1 pseudogene is annotated in these 719 nt (G+C 46.3%); it reads right to left on the reverse strand.

Going from position 1 to position 719, the window contains the following annotated elements:
* Nucleotides 1–719: pseudogene (locus A3766_RS31685) on the reverse strand (DNA repair ATPase); the annotation flags it as partial.

A 719-nucleotide genomic window follows, 5' to 3' on the forward strand; every position in this document is an offset into this window, starting at 1 on the left:
CAAACATACCTTCATTGGTGCTGCTAGCGCCACGAGACTCCCTCAATTCCTCAAGCTCAGATCGCAGCTGCTCCTCACGTTCCTCTCGATAAGCAAGATCTAAATCTTTGCGATCTAACTGCTCCTTCAGGAGAACCAGTTCAGCCTCCATTTTCTGACGCTCCAAGCGCTCCTTGTCACCCGCAGACGCACCTTTTAAGCGAGTCTCCAGTTTCGAAACTAGATCTGACTGATCACTGACCTGATCCTGAAGCTTTAAGAACTGATCATTTCGCTTACCTAGCTTGAGCTTTAGTTTTTCGTTTATCAGCTTAAGCTGTTCATTCGTTTGCTTAAGCTCTTGAATTTCATTCTTATAAGCATGCAGAATAATTTTCTGTTCACGATCTCCAAAATCAACATTTTGCTCACGACTAGACTCCAGAGTACGAATTCTTAGCCTCTGCTCCTTAAGCAAACGAGCCAACTTGGTTCGCTTTTCAACCTCTGTTTCCAAGCCCAAGTCATCCAACACCGGATCACTCGGTGAAAGAACTGGGATATCCGGCTCGGCTTTCTCAAATTGAAAGCGTAGTTTATTCAACTCGACCGCTTTCTTGAGTCGCAAGAAGTCATTCGACCCGGGCGTCATATCAGGATCCCATAGGTCGTTCAAATGCCAATTAATTGAACACTGCCCCCGGCAAGCCAAACGTATTGGCCCGCCACCTAAATCAGGC

Source organism: Oleiphilus sp. HI0132 (assembly GCF_001635845.1).